Source organism: Chromobacterium vaccinii, assembly GCF_001855275.1.
Lineage (GTDB): Bacteria > Pseudomonadota > Gammaproteobacteria > Burkholderiales > Chromobacteriaceae > Chromobacterium > Chromobacterium vaccinii.
The window spans coordinates 3538158-3552138 of the sequence record NZ_CP017707.1; the positions used below are offsets into that span (position 1 = coordinate 3538158).

The 13981-nt window shown below is 60.8% G+C and carries 15 protein-coding genes and 5 tRNA genes; 16 read left to right on the top strand and 4 right to left on the bottom strand.

The features are described from left to right. Window positions 1-14: 14 nt before the first annotated feature. Both BKX93_RS16405 and BKX93_RS16410 read left to right on the top strand, forming a co-directional pair. A complete protein-coding gene (locus tag BKX93_RS16405; protein WP_070980639.1) occupies window positions 15-1871 on the top strand; it encodes a PglL family O-oligosaccharyltransferase in 1857 nt (618 codons plus the stop codon). Window positions 1872-1963: 92 nt separating this feature from the next. Then, complete coding sequence (locus tag BKX93_RS16410) at window positions 1964-3748, top strand: PglL family O-oligosaccharyltransferase (RefSeq protein ID WP_046166911.1); 1785 nt, start codon at window positions 1964-1966, stop codon at window positions 3746-3748. A gap of 82 nt (window positions 3749-3830) precedes the next feature. On the opposite strand, the gene rpoH is transcribed toward BKX93_RS16410, so the two are convergent. The 4 genes from rpoH to ftsY all read right to left on the bottom strand — a co-directional run bounded on the left by rpoH (window position 3831) and on the right by ftsY (window position 7602). After that, window positions 3831-4694, bottom strand: a complete 864-nt coding sequence (gene rpoH / locus BKX93_RS16415; protein WP_021478152.1) for an RNA polymerase sigma factor RpoH — start codon at window positions 4692-4694, stop codon at window positions 3831-3833. 128 nt (window positions 4695-4822) lie between these two features. Continuing rightward, the gene (ftsX, locus tag BKX93_RS16420) at window positions 4823-5731 is read right to left on the bottom strand and encodes a permease-like cell division protein FtsX (protein ID WP_046158084.1); all 909 of its coding nucleotides are present in this window, start codon (window positions 5729-5731) and stop codon (window positions 4823-4825) included. Further along, window positions 5728-6381, bottom strand: a complete 654-nt coding sequence (gene ftsE / locus BKX93_RS16425; RefSeq protein WP_011137750.1) for a cell division ATP-binding protein FtsE — start codon at window positions 6379-6381, stop codon at window positions 5728-5730. The genes ftsX and ftsE overlap by 4 nt, the downstream gene beginning before the upstream one ends. A gap of 63 nt (window positions 6382-6444) precedes the next feature. Continuing rightward, a complete protein-coding gene (gene ftsY / locus BKX93_RS16430; protein WP_070980640.1) occupies window positions 6445-7602 on the bottom strand; it encodes a signal recognition particle-docking protein FtsY in 1158 nt (385 codons plus the stop codon). A gap of 237 nt (window positions 7603-7839) precedes the next feature. Here ftsY and rsmD point away from each other — a divergent pair, with 237 nt between their 5' ends. From rsmD to rplL, 14 genes are all read left to right on the top strand, one after another. Next, on the top strand, window positions 7840-8394 hold the full coding sequence (rsmD, locus tag BKX93_RS16435; RefSeq protein ID WP_070980641.1) for a 16S rRNA (guanine(966)-N(2))-methyltransferase RsmD: 555 nt from the start codon (window positions 7840-7842) through the stop codon (window positions 8392-8394). Between the two features lie 107 nt (window positions 8395-8501). Continuing rightward, window positions 8502-8753 carry a YfhL family 4Fe-4S dicluster ferredoxin gene (locus BKX93_RS16440; protein WP_021478148.1) on the top strand — a complete coding sequence of 84 codons (252 nt, stop codon included), beginning with the start codon at window positions 8502-8504 and terminating at the stop codon, window positions 8751-8753. A gap of 139 nt (window positions 8754-8892) precedes the next feature. Beyond that, a tRNA-Tyr gene (locus BKX93_RS16445) sits at window positions 8893-8977 on the top strand. A 53-nt stretch (window positions 8978-9030) separates the two neighbouring features. Then, window positions 9031-9104, top strand: a tRNA-Gly gene (locus tag BKX93_RS16450). A gap of 26 nt (window positions 9105-9130) precedes the next feature. Further along, window positions 9131-9205, top strand: a tRNA-Thr gene (locus BKX93_RS16455). A 39-nt stretch (window positions 9206-9244) separates the two neighbouring features. Next, window positions 9245-10435, top strand: a complete 1191-nt coding sequence (gene tuf / locus BKX93_RS16460; protein WP_046166914.1) for an elongation factor Tu — start codon at window positions 9245-9247, stop codon at window positions 10433-10435. Window positions 10436-10442: 7 nt separating this feature from the next. Further along, window positions 10443-10518: transfer RNA gene (locus BKX93_RS16465), tRNA-Trp, on the top strand. Between the two features lie 65 nt (window positions 10519-10583). Next, window positions 10584-10940: a preprotein translocase subunit SecE gene (gene secE / locus BKX93_RS16470; RefSeq protein WP_021479132.1), complete on the top strand. Its 357-nt coding sequence runs from the start codon at window positions 10584-10586 to the stop codon at window positions 10938-10940. Then, a complete protein-coding gene (gene nusG, locus BKX93_RS16475) occupies window positions 10940-11473 on the top strand; it encodes a transcription termination/antitermination protein NusG (RefSeq protein WP_021479133.1) in 534 nt (177 codons plus the stop codon). The genes secE and nusG overlap by 1 nt, the downstream gene beginning before the upstream one ends. 100 nt (window positions 11474-11573) lie before the next feature. Beyond that, window positions 11574-12005, top strand: a complete 432-nt coding sequence (gene rplK, locus BKX93_RS16480) for a 50S ribosomal protein L11 (RefSeq protein ID WP_021479134.1) — start codon at window positions 11574-11576, stop codon at window positions 12003-12005. A 1-nt stretch (window position 12006) separates the two neighbouring features. Continuing rightward, window positions 12007-12702, top strand: coding sequence for a 50S ribosomal protein L1 (gene rplA / locus BKX93_RS16485; RefSeq protein ID WP_046158923.1), 696 nt, complete (start codon window positions 12007-12009; stop codon window positions 12700-12702). A gap of 178 nt (window positions 12703-12880) precedes the next feature. Beyond that, window positions 12881-12955 (top strand) — tRNA-Thr (locus tag BKX93_RS16490). Window positions 12956-13041: 86 nt separating this feature from the next. Then, window positions 13042-13539 (top strand): 50S ribosomal protein L10, encoded by a 498-nt coding sequence (rplJ, locus tag BKX93_RS16495; protein WP_021479136.1) that lies wholly within the window; start codon window positions 13042-13044, stop codon window positions 13537-13539. A gap of 36 nt (window positions 13540-13575) precedes the next feature. Next, the gene (gene rplL / locus BKX93_RS16500) at window positions 13576-13947 is read left to right on the top strand and encodes a 50S ribosomal protein L7/L12 (RefSeq protein ID WP_046158922.1); all 372 of its coding nucleotides are present in this window, start codon (window positions 13576-13578) and stop codon (window positions 13945-13947) included. Window positions 13948-13981: the final 34 nt, after the last annotated feature.

A 13981-nucleotide genomic window follows, 5' to 3' on the forward strand; every position in this document is an offset into this window, starting at 1 on the left:
TGCGGGCGGCATGTATGCTGGAGAGAGAAAAGCTAGATGAGCGGGAAGCTGCCTGGCCCGTATTTTTGTTATTCTTCGGTTGCTTGATTTTACCGTTTTTGAATTACGCTCGTTACATGCCATTGCAGGATTGGTGGACAGATGCGGTCGTGGTCGCTTCTGTGGGTATCGCTGCATTGTTTACGATTTCTTGTCAGCGAAGAAGTCTAATCATACCAGCCTCAATGGTTTTTCTATTGCTGCTGACGATTTTTATTTCCCTCGGCAATACATTGCTGCTGGACAATGCGCGGATGGGGGGGGAGGTTGTGGCGTCGCTGGTGGTGATGTCGTTGCTGGCGTTCTTCTTGAGCAATCGCGTCCGACTGTCGAGGCCGGATATTTGCGTCGTTCTGGCTGTGATAATGGTGCTGGGAGCGGGAATTCAGGCGCTGCTGGGACTGACACAGGTATTGGGCCTTGCGGCTTTAGGCCATGGAATGGTGTTGTACGATCCTCTGGCGCCAACTGCAATAGTAGGCAATGTCGGCCAGCGTAACCAATATGCGCAATACCTTTGCTGGGGTATCCTGGCGGGTTGTTATCTTTATGGCCGTAATCGGCTGCGTGCCTTGTTAGGCATCCCTTTGTTGCTGGGATTGGTTTTGCTGATCACTTGGACGGGGGCGCGCCTGCCATTGGCTTATTTCCTGGGAGTGATGTTTCTGGCCTGGTTTTGGCAGCGACGCGCTTCAGGGCGCGAGTGCGTACAGCGGATGATTGTCGCTTTAGTGATATCTACTCTGCTTTTGGCCGTGGCGCAGTTGTTCAATCACGAGATTATTTATTTTCTGAATAAATTTGGGTTTCCGATAACGGCGCAAAGTGGTTCGGAGAGAATGCTGGAGGGTGGGTTTGGCGCCAGGCGGCGCGTGGAGTGGACTAAGGCATGGCAAGTGTTTCTCGAGCATCCATGGCTGGGCGTGGGTGTCGGACGCTATGCGGCGCAATCTGTCTGGCTGGAAACTTTCGGTGGATTACCCAAAGTTCCGGAAAGTGTATTGTTCACTCAGTGCCATAATCTGATCTTTCAGCTATTGGCGGAGACCGGGTGGATAGGAACATTATGCGTGGGTAGCGGCTTGCTGGTTTGTTTGTCGCCATTTTTTGGCCGTGGCCAGCAAAGTTCGGAAAATCTCATGTTGCTTTCCATTGCGCTGATGATTCTGTCGCATAGCATGTTTGAGTTTCCGCTATGGTATTTGCCGTTTTTGGGGATGCTGGTGATTGTTTGCACTCTGGGGCCGGCTCCGAGCTGGCGCTTGCGGGTGAGGACCAGGGTGCTTGGCATTTTCAGTGCGATGAGCGGTGCGCTGATGCTGTCGCATGTGCTGTTCGGCGTGGCGATCTTCTGGCGCTTGCTGAACTATGCTGCGCCTGGCGGCGTGGCGCAGGAAAATATCCAACGTGTGGATTACATCGAGAAAGTTGGGCTGAATCCCATGTGGAGCAAGTCTACCGATCTGATTTTAAGCAATTATCTGACGCCGGATAAAAAACATCTGGATGTGCAGCTGCCATTTTATGAACGATTGGCTCGTGATCAGCCATACGTGGCGGTGATGCTCCGTTTAAGCATTTGCCGGGCGCTGGCGGGGCAGCCGCAGGGAGCGGGCGAGGCGCTGGCTCAGGCCATCGCCAACTATCCTGACGAGGTGCCGAAGTTCGTGTTCACGCTGCAAGGCTGGGGAGAGCCGGAAATTGAGCCCCTGAGAGTGATGGCATTGCGCGCGGCTCAAGCCTATCAGGAGCGCGGGGCCAATACCGATGCGGGACGCCTGGCCGCGGTGATGACCGTCGCGTCGCCGGTCACGCGCAAGACGCTGTTCTGAGCTTTGTAACGCGCGGACACACTTGATGGGTTTTGCCGGGGCGGCGCATGCGGTATGCTGCCCGCTTCCTGCTTCTCGACATCTGATCTGCCATGACTTTTCAGAAGATTTCCGAGCGCCTGGCGTTGCTGGCCTTGTGCCTGATCGCCATCGTGCCCTTCGCTTCCCGCGTCCACTTCGTGCCGCTGCCGCAGTGGTTCGGCGAGATCAACGTGATCTGGCTGCTGCTGGCCGCCGGCGTGTTTTTGCTGCCCGGCGGGCGCCTATTCGATTCGATGCCGCGCGCCGGCTGGCTGTGCCTGGCCTTGGCCGGCGCCTGGGCGCTGCAGCCGCAGTTCGTCCACCTGCTATTCCCCGGCATGAGCTACGTCACCGCGCTGGCCTGGCTGGCGACGGCGTTGCTGGCCTCGGTCACCGCGTCGTTGCGCGGCGCCCTGGGCGACCGGGAGTTCGCAGTGTGGCTGGCGCGGGCAGTCATCGTCGGCGGCTTGGTGCAGTCGCTGATCGGCACTGCCCAGCTGACCGGCCTGGCGCCGGCGCTGGGACTGTTCTATGACGGCTCCCACCCCACCAGCAATATCTTCGGCCATATCGGCCAGCGCAACCAGTATGCCCATTACCTGATGTGGTCGGTGGTGTCCGGCGTCTACCTGTTCGCCGTCGGCCGCTTGGGGCGCGGCTGGCTGATCGCGCTGGTGTTGTGGATGGCGCTGATGCTGGGTTGGGCCGGCTCGCGCACCATCTTGCTCTATCTGGTGGCGCTGTCGGCGCTGGCCGGCTTGTGGCACTGGCGCAGCCGCGACGAGGCGTCGCGCCGGATGATGCTGGCGATGTGGGCCGCTTCCGGCACGATTCTGGCCGCCCAGTTCGCGCTGCCGCTGTTCAACCACCTGATCTCGCTGTTGACCCACTCCGATGTCGAGAACGCGTCCGGCATCGCGCGGCTGGCGGCCAACGGCGACGACATGGGCGCGCGCCGTTTCGCCGAGATGCACAAGGCCTGGATGACCTTCCTGGCACACCCTTTGTGGGGCGTGGGCTGGTCGCAGTACGCGGCGGAAAGCGTGCGTCTGCAGCAGCTGCCCCAGTTCGCCGCGGCCGGCTACAACAGCGGGCTGTTCACCAATGCCCACAATCTGCTGATGCAGCTGTTGGCAGAGATGGGCGGCGTGGTGACAGCGCTGGTGGTGGCCGGCTTCGTCTGGACGGTGCTGCCCTTCTTCCGCCGCAAGGCTGAGCCGGAAGGCGTGCTGGCGCTGGGTTGCATTGCGGTGACGCTGACCCACAGCATGCTGGAGTATCCGCTGTGGTACTACTATTTCCTGGCGATGCTGGCGATGTTCATGGCGATGGCGCCGCGCGGCGAGCGTCCGTTGGCCTGGCCGCTGCGTTTGCCCCTGCTGGCGGCGCTGGTGTGGGTGGGCTGGCTGTCGATCAGCACCTCCTCCATGTTCTGGGAGCTGGTGAACCTGTACGTGCCGACCGGCAACGCGGCCAAGGACAAGGTCCGCACCGAGCGCCTGGTAGAAATCGTCGAAACCAAGCCCTTGTTCGCCTACCACGCGCTGTACACGCTGGATGATTATCTGCCGGTGAACCGGGACAATCTGAAGCAAAAGCTGGCGTTGGAAGACAGGCTGACCGAATTCCGTCCTTATCCCGATGTGATGCTGAAGCGCGCCCAACTGGAGATTCTGGCCGGCGAGCGGGCCAAGGCGGAGCAGACGCTGCGCACCACGCTGGCCTCGTTCCCGACCTATGCCGGCCAGTTCCTGGAGACGCTGGGCGATCAGAACCAGGAATGGGAACCGCTGCGCCGGATCAGCCGCGAGGCTTACGACAAGCTGCCGGCGAAGTTCCGCACGCTGCAGGAGTGAATTGTCCCGCCGCCGGATGGCGGCGGACAATAAAAAAAGCCGCTCGATGATTCGAGCGGCTTTTTCGCGTCCGGCGGCGGGATCAGTTGTCCAGCACCACGCCTTCGCTGAGCGCGGTCTTCATCTTGGTCAGCGCCTTGGCCTCGATCTGGCGGATGCGTTCGGCCGACACGCCGAACTCGGCGGCCAGCTCGTGCAGCGTGGAGCCGCTGTCGTCGGCCAGCCAGCGCGCCTCGACGATGCGGCGGCTGCGGGCGTCCAGCGTGGACAGCGCGTATTCCAGGCCTTCCGACTGCAGATGGTCGAAAGCGCGGCGCTCCAGCGCGCGGGTCGGCTCGCTGTGGCTGTCGGCCAGCCAGTCTATCGGCGCGTAGCTGTCCTCGTCGTCGCTGTCGGCCAGCAGAGAGATGTCCTGGCCGTTCATGCGGATTTCCATTTCGCGCACTTCCTCGGGCTTGACGCCCAGGTCGTTGGCGATGGATTTGGCTTCTTGCTCGGACAGCGCGGAAAACCCGCTCTTCATGCTGCGCAGGTTGAAGAACAGTTTGCGCTGCGGCTTGGTGGTGGCGATGCGCACCAGGCGCCAGTTGCGCAGGATGAATTCGTGGATCTCGGCCTTGATCCAGTGAATGGCGAACGAAAACAGGCGCACGCCGCGGCCCGGCTCGAAGCGCTTCACCGCCTTCATCAGGCCGATATTGCCCTCCTGGATCAGGTCGGCTTGCTGCAAGCCGTAGCCGGCGTAACCGCGCGACACGGACACTACCACGCGCAGGTGCGACAGCACCATCTGCCGCGCCGCTTCCAGGTCGTTTTCCTGTTGGAAACGGGTCGCGAGTTCGGTTTCCTGCTCCGGCGTCAGCATGGGAACGCTGTTGACGGCCTGGATGTACTGTTCCAGGCTGCCGCTGGTCGACGGGACGGGAAGGGCAAATGTTGTGTTCATTGCGATGGCTACCTCCTTGGGTAGTGCTATGTTAGCACTCGAGTATTGAGAGTGCTAGCAGCGAAAGGTTCCCGAGTCAATGATATTTAACAATCGGCCCGATAGCTGAAACCTTTCGCTTGTCATTTTTACTTCGGCTCCACCTTGCGCAGGTGGTGGTCGGCCGCCAGCCGCGCGCCCAGCATCGCCAGCGCGGCGGAGATGCCGATCAGCGCCGCCAGCTCCGGCAGGTTCAGCGCGCGCAGCTCCACCCGTTCGCCGTACAGCATCGCGAACTCGCTGATGGCCGGGTTGGCCATCGCGGCCAGCCAGCAGGACAGGCCCCAGGCCAGCAGCGCCGCCAGCACGCCCTGCCACAGCGCGTGATACAGGAAGGGGCGGCGGATGAAGCTGTCGGTGGCGCCGATCAGCTTGGACACCGCGATTTCGTCCTGGCGGGCCAGGATCTGCATCCGGATCGCGTTGTGGGTGACCAGCACCAGCGCCAGGCCCAGCGCGGCGGCCAGGAACCAGGTCAGCTTCTTGCCCATCTCCACCATGCCGTACAGGCGCTTGGCCCAGCTGGCGTCGAATTGCGCCAGTTCCACCATCGGCAGGCCGGACAGCTCTTTCTGCAGCATGTCCAGCTCGCGCGGCTCGAGAGACTTCGGCGTCACCACGAAGGCGTCGGGCAGCGGGTTGCCTTCCAGGCCGTCGGACAGGCCGGACAGGCCGTTGCGCTTTTCAAGATCCTGCAAGGCCTGGCCTTTGCTGACGAAGGAAAAGCTCTTCACCTTGGGGTGGTGCGACAGCGTGCTGTTGACGGCGGCGATGTCGGCCTGCTCGGCCGTCTGCTCCATGAACAGCGTGATTTGCGGCGTGGCGGTCAGGCGGCCCACCCATTCCTGCACGCTGTTGACCGCGAGGTACAGCGACAGAGGCAGGGCCAGGGCCAGCGCCAGCATCAACAAAGTCAGCAGGCTGCCGAAGGGTTGGCGAACGATCTTGGCTAGCGCCTGCTTGGCGCTCTGCCAGTTCAGATAGAGAAAGTGTTTCATGCTGCGAACTGTCCTTCCCTCAGGCGGATGATGCGGCGGCCGTAATCTTCCATCAGCGTTTCGTCGTGGGCTGAGATCAGCACGGTGACGCCCACCTGGTGGAAGGACTTGAACAGCTCCATGATGTCCAGCGCGTAGGCGCGGTCCAGGTTGGCCGACGGCTCGTCGGCCAGCAGGATGCTGGGGCGGTGGACCACGGCGCGGGCGATGCACAGCCGTTGCTGCTCGCCGCCTGACAGCCGGATCGGCATCATTTTTTCCTTGGGCAGCAGGCCCACCTTGTCCAGCGCCGCGCGCACGCGCTTGGCGGCGTCGCGGCGGTCGAAGCCGATGATGTCCAGCGGCAGCATCACGTTGTCGAACACGCTGCGGTCGAACAGGATCTTGTGGTCCTGGAACACCATGCCCAGGTGCTGGCGCACGTAGGGCACCTGGCTGGCGCGCAGCTTGGACAGGTTCTGGCCATTGACGATGACGCCGCCGCTGGTGGCGCGCTCGATGCCGGCGATCAGCTTGAGCAAGGTGGACTTGCCGGCGCCGGAGTGGCCGGCGAGGAACACCATTTCGCCGGTTTCTATGGTGAACGACAGGTTCTTCAGGGCTTCGTTGCCGCCTGGATAGCGCTTGGTGACCTGGTCGAACTGTATCATTGAAAGGTTTCCCGCTTGTTGGCTGAGAAAAGGCGGCCGCGCCTGCGGCCGCGAATCATGGTCTTATTCGAACAGCGCGTCGATGTAGTCGCGGCTGTCGAACGGCCGCAGATCGTCGATGCTCTCGCCGACGCCGACGAAGCGCAGCGGAATCGGCCGCTGTTTGGCGATGGCGGCGATCACGCCGCCCTTGGCGGTGCCGTCCAGCTTGGTCAGGATCAGGCCGGTCAGGCCCAGCGCGTCGTCGAAGGCCTTCACTTGGCTGACGGTGTTCTGGCCGATATTGGCGTCCAGCACCAGCACCACTTCGTGCGGGGCCTCCGGCAGCGCCTTCTGGATCACGCGCTTCACCTTCTTGATCTCTTCCATCAGGTGCAGCTGCGTCGGCAGGCGGCCGGCGGTGTCGGCCAGCACGATGTCGATGCCGCGGGCGACGGCGGCCTGGATCGCGTCATAGCAGACGGCGGCGGAGTCGCCGCCCTGCTGCGCGATCACGGTGACGTTGTTGCGCTCGCCCCAGGCGATCAGCTGCTCGCGCGCGGCGGCGCGGAAGGTGTCGCCGGCGGCCAGGAGCACGCTCTTGCCCTGGCTCTGGTAGTACTTGGCCAGCTTGCCGATGGAGGTGGTCTTGCCGGCGCCGTTGACGCCGGTCATCATGATCACGAACGGCTTCTTGCCTTCCACGTTCAGCGGCACTTCCAGCGGGCCGATCAGATCCTGCAGCGAATCCTTCAGCGCGCCCTTCAATTCGGACGAATCCTTCAGACCCTTCAGCGATACGCGCTCGCGCACATCCTGCAGCAGATGGACGGTGGCGTCCATGCCCATGTCGGCGGTCAGCAGCACCGTTTCCAGCTCTTCGTACAGGTCTTCGTCGATCTTGCCGCCGCCGAACAAGCCGGCCAACTGCTTGCCCAGCCGGTCGCGGGTCTTGGCCAGGCCGGCTTTCAGCCGCTCGGTCCAGCTCATTTTCTTCAGCGGCGCCGGCGCTTCTTCGACCGGCGCGGCGGGCGCGGCCGCAATCGGCGCTACCGGGGCCGCTTCGGGGGCGGCCGGCGTGTCTATCGCCATCGCCGGGATCGCTTCGAGCTGAGGCTCCGCGGCCGGGGCGGGGGCATGGGTCTCGGGCGAGGCGGGCGCTTGTTCCGGCGCGGCCTGCGCCGGGGTTTCGATTTGCGGCGTTTCCGCCGGCTTGGTCTTTTTCTTGAAGAAGCTAAACATGCGTGAATGGGCCAGAAAAGCGGTAAATGGCTAAGATTGTATCCTCAAACGCCGTCGAGCACAGAATCGGCTGGCGATGCGAGGGCGGAAAACTGCGGCGTCGCTGGAAACATATATAAGGCATAGTTGCCGAATTTCGCCGCCGGCGCGACAGATTCGCCGCCCGGCGCGCGGGAATGAGGCGCTAAAGTCCTGATCAGGTTAAACTCTCGCGCTTGTCCCTAGAGTTTAGCTTTCATGAGTCAGACACGTAATAAGGTCAGAATCATAGGCGGCGACTACCGTCGTCGCCTATTGCCTTTCCCCGAAGCCGAAGGCTTGCGGCCGACGCCGGACCGCGTGCGCGAGACGCTGTTCAACTGGCTGGGCCAGGATTTGTACGGCAAGAGCTGCCTGGATCTGTTCGCCGGCAGCGGCGCGCTGGGCTTCGAGGCGGCGTCGCGTTCGGCGCTGCGGGTGGTGATGGTGGAGAAGTCGCGCAAAGTCTATGAGTCGTTGCAGGCCAACCGCCAGTTGCTGCAGGCCGGCACGCTCGACGTGGTCGCAGGCGACGCGCTGCTGTATCTGAAGAACAGCCGCGAAACCTTCGATGTGATCTTCCTGGATCCCCCGTATGACTCCGACCTGCTGCCGCGGGCGCTGCCGCTGGCGCTGGAGCGCTTGTCGGAAGAGGGCGTGCTGTATGTCGAGGCGCGGCAATGGCCGGATGAGTTGCCGGAAGGTCTGGCGGCGCTGCGGCGCGACAAGGCGGGCATGGTCCATTACGGCCTATTGAGCCGCCAGCCTGGATAGGAGCGTCGCGGCGGGGAGTTTGCGCCTATGGATATAACCAGCGCGAACTTGCGACCCAGGGCGGCGGGTGACAGAATTCATGTTGTGGAATACCTGAGGAAATTACTATGTCTTTGATGATTACCGACGAATGCATCAACTGCGACGTCTGTGAGCCGGAGTGCCCGAACAACGCGATCTCCCAAGGCGAGGAGATCTACCAGATCGACCCGGAATTGTGCACCCAGTGCGTCGGCCACTACGACGAGCCGCAGTGCCAGCAAGTCTGTCCGGTCGATTGCATCCCCCTGGATCCGTCCCGCGAGGAGACCCAGGATGAGCTCCACCAGAAATATCTGAAGATTTCCGGCAAGGCCTGATCAAGCTAAGTTATTGAAGCAAAATGGAATGCCCCGCGGTCTGCGGGGCGTTTTTTATTTTTCGGCGAAAAAGTGCAGTTTTTTTCGCAAAAGGTGTTGACGGTCAGGCGGGCCATCTATAATATTCGGGTCTCTTTCAGGAGGGATTCCCGAGCGGTCAAAGGGATCAGACTGTAAATCTGACGGCTCTGCCTTCGAAGGTTCGAATCCTTCTCCCTCCACCAGAATTAGATGAAGCGCTTGGCAGTGAAGTTAAGCTGTCTTGTTGTAAAGCCAGGCGGGTGTAGCTCAATGGTAGAGCAGAAGCCTTCCAAGCTTACGACGAGGGTTCGATTCCCTTCACCCGCTCCAAGCGTCTGATTGTAGCCTGTTTAAGGGCCCATGTAGCTCAGGGGTAGAGCACTCCCTTGGTAAGGGAGAGGTCGGCAGTTCAATTCTGCCCATGGGCACCACCAATTTTATTTGCTTGTTTCGTATTCAGGAAATTTGCCATGGCTAAGGAAAAGTTCGAGCGGACCAAACCGCACGTAAACGTCGGCACCATCGGTCACGTGGACCATGGTAAAACCACTCTGACCGCTGCTATCACCACCATTCTGTCCAAGAAGTTCGGTGGCGAAGCCAAGGACTACTCCCAGATCGACAGCGCGCCCGAAGAGAAGGCTCGTGGTATCACCATCAATACCGCGCACGTTGAATACGAAACCGAAGCCCGCCACTACGCTCACGTAGACTGCCCGGGCCACGCCGACTATGTGAAGAACATGATCACCGGCGCGGCTCAGATGGACGGCGCGATCCTGGTTTGCTCGGCCGCTGACGGTCCGATGCCGCAAACCCGCGAACACATCCTGCTGTCCCGCCAGGTTGGCGTGCCGTACATCATCGTCTACCTGAACAAGGCTGACCTGGTTGACGACGCCGAGCTGCTGGAACTGGTGGAAATGGAAGTGCGCGATCTGCTGTCTTCCTACGACTTCCCGGGCGACGACACCCCGATCGTGACCGGCTCCGCTCGTCTGGCGCTGGAAGGCGACCAGTCCGAAATGGGCGAACCGTCGATCTTCCGCCTGGCCGCTGCTCTGGATTCCTACATCCCGACTCCGGAACGCGCCGTTGACAAGCCGTTCCTGCTGCCGATCGAAGACGTGTTCTCGATCTCCGGCCGCGGCACCGTGGTGACCGGTCGCGTTGAGCGCGGCATCGTGAAAGTCGGCGAAGAGCTGGAAATCGTGGGCCTGAAGGCTACCGTGAAGACCACCTGCACCGGCGTGGAAATGTTCCGCAAGCTGCTGGACCAGGGTCAGGCCGGCGACAACGTTGGCGTGCTGCTGCGCGGCACCAAGCGTGAAGACGTGGAGCGTGGCCAGGTTCTGGCTAAGCCGGGTTCCATCACCCCGCACACCGACTTCGCAGCTTCCGTGTACGTTCTGTCCAAGGATGAGGGCGGCCGTCACACCCCGTTCTTCGCGAACTACCGTCCGCAGTTCTACTTCCGCACCACCGACGTGACCGGCGCAGTTAGCCTGGCCGAAGGCGTGGAAATGGTAATGCCGGGCGACAACGTGGAAATCACCGTTGCCCTGATCGCTCCGATCGCGATGGAAGAAGGTCTGCGCTTCGCTATCCGCGAAGGCGGCCGCACCGTCGGCGCCGGCGTGGTTGCCAAGATCATCAAGTAAGGTTTAAAGGCCAGTAGCTCAATTGGTAGAGTATCGGTCTCCAAAACCGAGGGTTGGGGGTTCGAGACCCTCCTGGCCTGCCAATTAAGACCAGCCGGCGCGTTGCGCCGGTTGGTCTTTTGTCGCATGTGTGCGAGAGAAAATCGACATGGAAATGCAAGATAAGATCAAGTTGTTCCTGGCTGGTCTTGTGGTAGTTGCCGGCATCGTCGGCTTCTATCTGATTCCGGATGGTCAGGGCCTGTTGCGCGCGCTGGCTTTCGTGGCCTCCATCCTGCTGGCTGCCGGCGTGGTGTGGACTTCGGCTCCGGGCAAGGGTTTGGTCGTGTACGCGAACGAGTCCATGGTCGAGGCCCGCAAGGTGGTTTGGCCGACGCGCAAGGAGGCGACCCAGGTGACGCTGATGGTGTTCGTATTCGTCACCGTCCTGGCGCTCTTCATGTGGCTGGTGGATTCCAGCCTGTCCTGGCTGTTTTACGATGTGATTCTCGGTCGAGGTAGATAATGGCAAAGCGCTGGTATGTGGTACACGCTTACTCTGGTTTTGAGAAGAGCGTGCAAAAAGCGCTGCGTGAACGTATCGAGCGTTCCGACATCGCAGACCAATTTGGTCAGATTCTGGTGCCGGTGGAAGAGGTTGTGGACGTCAAGAACGGCCGCAAGTCCATCACCGAGCGCAAGTTCTTCCCCGGCTACGTGCTGGTGGAAATGGAAATGACCGACGATACCTGGCACCTGGTGAAAAGCACGCCCAAGGTGACCGGTTTCGTCGGCGGCACGGCCAATCGCCCGGCTCCGATTTCCAAGAAAGAAGTCGAGGCCATCATGCAGCAGATGCAAGAGGGCGTGGAGAAGCCGAAGCCGAAGGTGTTGTTCGAGGTGGGCGAGCGCGTCCGCGTCATCGATGGTCCGTTCAACGACTTCAACGGCAGCGTCGACGAAGTGAACTACGAGCGCAACAAGCTGCGCGTGTCGGTTCAGATCTTCGGTCGCGACACGCCGGTTGAGCTGGAATTCGGCCAGGTTGAGAAGCTGTAAGATTTCGCTTGGCAAACTTTTGGAAAGCGTGTAACATTTCGCGCTTTCGTCCGGGAAGCGAACGCCTGTTCGCGCTATACCCATTTTAGGAGTTTTAATCGTGGCAAAGAAAATTGTCGGCTATATCAAGCTGCAAGTCGCCGCTGGCAAAGCCAACCCGTCGCCTCCGATCGGTCCGGCACTGGGTCAGCGCGGTCTGAACATCATGGAATTCTGCAAGGCGTTCAATGCTCAAACCCAGGGCATGGAACCCGGCATGCCGATTCCGGTTGTGATCACCGCCTACGCTGACAAGTCCTTCACCTTCACGATGAAGACTCCGCCGGCAACCTTCCTGCTGAAGAAGGCCGCTGGCATCAAGTCCGGCTCCGCCAAGGCGCACGTGGACAAGGTTGGTAAAGTAACCCGCGCTCAGCTGGAAGAAATCGCCAAGACCAAGCAAGCGGATCTGACCGCTGCTGATCTGGACGCCGCTGTTCGCACCATCGCCGGCTCCGCCCGTTCGATGGGTCTGGAAGTGGAGGGCGTGTAATATGGCTAAGATCTCCAAGCGCCTGCAAACTCTGAAGGCCACCGTTGACCGCAACAAGCTGTACGCCGTTGACGAAGCCATCGCCCTGGTCAAGGCTGCCGCCACCGCCAAGTTCGACGAGTCGATCGATATCGCCGTGAACCTGGGCGTGGATCCGCGTAAATCCGACCAAGTGGTTCGTGGTTCCGTGGTTCTGCCGCGCGGTACCGGCAAGTCCGTGCGCGTTGCCGTATTTGCTCAAGGCGCCAACGCCGAAGCCGCCAAGGCTGCCGGCGCTGAAGTGGTCGGTTTCGACGACCTGGCCGAGCAAGTCAAGGCCGGCAATCTGAACTTCGACGTTGTGATCGCCTCCCCGGATGCGATGCGCGTTGTGGGTCAGCTGGGCCAGATCCTGGGTCCGCGTGGCCTGATGCCGAACCCGAAGGTCGGCACTGTTACCCCGAACGTCGCCGAAGCCGTGAAAAACGCCAAGGCCGGTCAGGTTCAGTACCGCACCGACAAGGCTGGTATCATTCACGCCACCATCGGCCGCGCTTCCTTCGAAGCCGAAGCCCTGCGTGAAAACTTCTCCGCTCTGGTTGATGCCCTGGTGAAAGCCAAGCCGGCAGCTTCCAAGGGCGTGTATCTGAAAAAGATCGCCGTCTCCAGCACCATGGGCGTCGGCGCTCGCGTAGATACCGCTACCGTCAACGCCTAAGCGTTGCCGGGGCATGACGGGGCGGCGAAAGCCGCCTTGTCAAGGCTTTGGGCTGGCAGGCTCGCCTGCCAGATTGTCAAAGACCGTAGGTGCCGCAAGGCTTAATCGCAGATTGGCTGGTTCAGCAGTCAGCATCCTACGCAGATGGTGTACCCGAAACAGGCTTCTTAAGTTCAAGGCTCATGTAGCTCAGGGGTAGAGCACTCCCTTGGTAAGGGAGAGGTCGGCGGTTCAATTCCGCCCATGAGCACCAGTTCTTTTTGATGTCTCCTGATACAGGTCGCCGCTGCAAAGCGAGATGGAAATTTTTCCATTTCATTTCAGTCTAGGAGGTAGACCTTGAGTCTCAATATCGAAGATAAAAAGGCGGTCGTCCAAGCAGTTTCTGCTGAACTGGCAGGCGCTCAGACCCTCGTTATCGCTGAATATCGGGGCATCGAGGTAAGCAGCATGACCAAACTCCGCGCTCAGGCGCGCGAGAGCGGCGTTTACCTGCGCGTTCTGAAGAACACGCTGGTGCGTCGCGCCGTGGAAGGCACTCCGTTCGCTGAACTGGCTGACCAGATGGTCGGCCCGTTGGTGTACGCGATTTCCGCCGACCCGGTTGCTGCTGCCAAGGTGCTGCATCAATTTGCCAAGGCTGACGACAAGATCGTCGTGAAGGCAGGTTCCTACGAAGGCAAGGTACTGTCCGCTGCTCAGGTTGCTGAGCTGGCGTCCATCCCGAGCCGCGAAGAACTGCTGTCCAAGCTTCTCTACGTTATGCAGGCTCCGGTCGCTGGCTTCGCCCGCGCGCTGGCCGCCCTGTCCGACAAGAAGCAAGCCGAAGCCGCTTAACTTATTTGATTCTTATAGAATTCAGGAGATTTTCACATGGCAATCACCAAAGAAGACATCCTCGAGGCCGTTGCTGGTCTGACCGTGATGGAACTGAACGACCTGGTTAAGGCGTTCGAAGAGAAGTTCGGCGTTTCCGCCGCTGCTGTAGCTGTTGCTGGCCCGGCTGGCGCCGGCGCTGCTGCCGCTGAAGAAAAGACCGAGTTCGACGTCGTCCTGACCGGCGCCGGCGACAACAAGGTTGGCGTGATCAAGGTTGTGCGCGCGATCACCGGCCTGGGTCTGAAGGAAGCCAAAGACCTGGTCGACGGCGCTCCGAAGAACGTGAAGGAAGGCGTGTCCAAGGCTGAAGCCGACGATATCGCTAAGCAACTGACCGAAGCCGGTGCCAAGGCTGAAATCAAATAATCTTCTTTGAAAAAAGAAGGTGAGGCTGGCGGAG

Bases quoted from the DNA above. Each gene is read 5' to 3' on its own strand.
- rplA (WP_046158923.1), top strand. From the start codon at position 12,007: ATGGCTAAGATCTCCAAGCGCCTGCAAACTCTGAAGGCCACCGTTGAC.
- BKX93_RS16410 (WP_046166911.1), top strand. From the start codon at position 1,964: ATGACTTTTCAGAAGATTTCCGAGCGCCTGGCGTTGCTGGCCTTGTGC.
- ftsX (WP_046158084.1), bottom strand. From the start codon at position 5,731: ATGAAACACTTTCTCTATCTGAACTGGCAGAGCGCCAAGCAGGCGCTA.
- BKX93_RS16440 (WP_021478148.1), top strand. From the start codon at position 8,502: ATGTCTTTGATGATTACCGACGAATGCATCAACTGCGACGTCTGTGAG.
- rplL (WP_046158922.1), top strand. From the start codon at position 13,576: ATGGCAATCACCAAAGAAGACATCCTCGAGGCCGTTGCTGGTCTGACC.
- rsmD (WP_070980641.1), top strand. From the start codon at position 7,840: ATGAGTCAGACACGTAATAAGGTCAGAATCATAGGCGGCGACTACCGT.
- BKX93_RS16405 (WP_070980639.1), top strand. From the start codon at position 15: ATGCTGGAGAGAGAAAAGCTAGATGAGCGGGAAGCTGCCTGGCCCGTA.
- ftsY (WP_070980640.1), bottom strand. From the start codon at position 7,602: ATGTTTAGCTTCTTCAAGAAAAAGACCAAGCCGGCGGAAACGCCGCAA.
- tuf (WP_046166914.1), top strand. From the start codon at position 9,245: ATGGCTAAGGAAAAGTTCGAGCGGACCAAACCGCACGTAAACGTCGGC.
- secE (WP_021479132.1), top strand. From the start codon at position 10,584: ATGGAAATGCAAGATAAGATCAAGTTGTTCCTGGCTGGTCTTGTGGTA.
- ftsE (WP_011137750.1), bottom strand. From the start codon at position 6,381: ATGATACAGTTCGACCAGGTCACCAAGCGCTATCCAGGCGGCAACGAA.
- rpoH (WP_021478152.1), bottom strand. From the start codon at position 4,694: ATGAACACAACATTTGCCCTTCCCGTCCCGTCGACCAGCGGCAGCCTG.
- nusG (WP_021479133.1), top strand. From the start codon at position 10,940: ATGGCAAAGCGCTGGTATGTGGTACACGCTTACTCTGGTTTTGAGAAG.